Genomic DNA, 809 nt, shown 5'->3' on the forward strand with positions numbered 1-809 from the left:
CAGGCTCGGCCGCCACGTCGCTAATCGCCACCGCCGGCAGCGCCACCACCAGACCCGCCGATTTGGCACCATGGTCCGGCAAGGCGGTAGGGGCGGTGAACACGACAGGCTGCACGCTGGCCTTCAGGGGCTCGCATAAGGGTCTGGTGAGCGGCTATAGCACGGTGGTGCATTTTGGATCGTCGTCATTCTATTTCGAACATGCATCCGGATACTATACATTTTCCCCGCCGGGGACCGGCATCTATTTGGCACGACCGGTGCCTGAGGGGGCTCTGACAGCCTGCATGTCCTGGGGCTCCAGCGGGAGCGCAGCATCTATTGGCGGAGGGTTTGCCGGCAGCAATGTGACGCCAGCCAGCGGCACCATCTCCGCGATGTATTTCGGCAGCCCGTACGGATTGGACCAGGGCGTCGTCATCGCGATCGATGAGATCGACATCTGGTCCATCGCCGGCAGCGCGGCGGCTGTCGGTGTCATGGATCGCCCCTGGGAGTAACATCCATGCACACGATCTATCTGCGCTTCGGCGACCGCGCCGCGGCGCTGGCGGCGCTTGCCGCCGGGCTTGGCTATGGCCCCGCCATCGACCCCGAAGGCGGGGAGACGTGGCCCTCCACTGGCTTCGCCGCCGGCACGCGCTACGACCTGGTGTTCGTGGGCGAGATCCGCGTGCTCACGGGTGCGACCATCGACACACCCTTTGGCCCGTCCCCCGTCACCGCGCCCCTGCCGGGCTACCACGTCAACGTCCTATGGTGGGGCGCCGAGCCGCCCGACTTCGGCGCGGCTGTGGTGAAGCCGGACA

General features: G+C 66.5%; 2 protein-coding genes. Both read left to right on the forward strand.

The window, feature by feature from the left end; genetic code table 11:
- Positions 1 to 146 precede the first annotated feature (146 nt).
- On the forward strand, positions 147 to 500 hold the full coding sequence (locus tag EJ105_RS27675; protein ID WP_250168893.1) for a hypothetical protein: 354 nt from the start codon (positions 147 to 149) through the stop codon (positions 498 to 500).
- 5 nt (positions 501 to 505) lie between these two features.
- Positions 506 to 809, forward strand: a 304-nt coding sequence (locus tag EJ105_RS27680; protein ID WP_250168894.1) for a hypothetical protein, incomplete at its 3' end; no start/stop codon positions are given.

The sequence above is a fragment of the Xanthobacter aminoxidans genome (assembly GCF_023571765.1).
GTDB lineage: Bacteria > Pseudomonadota > Alphaproteobacteria > Rhizobiales > Xanthobacteraceae > Xanthobacter > Xanthobacter aminoxidans.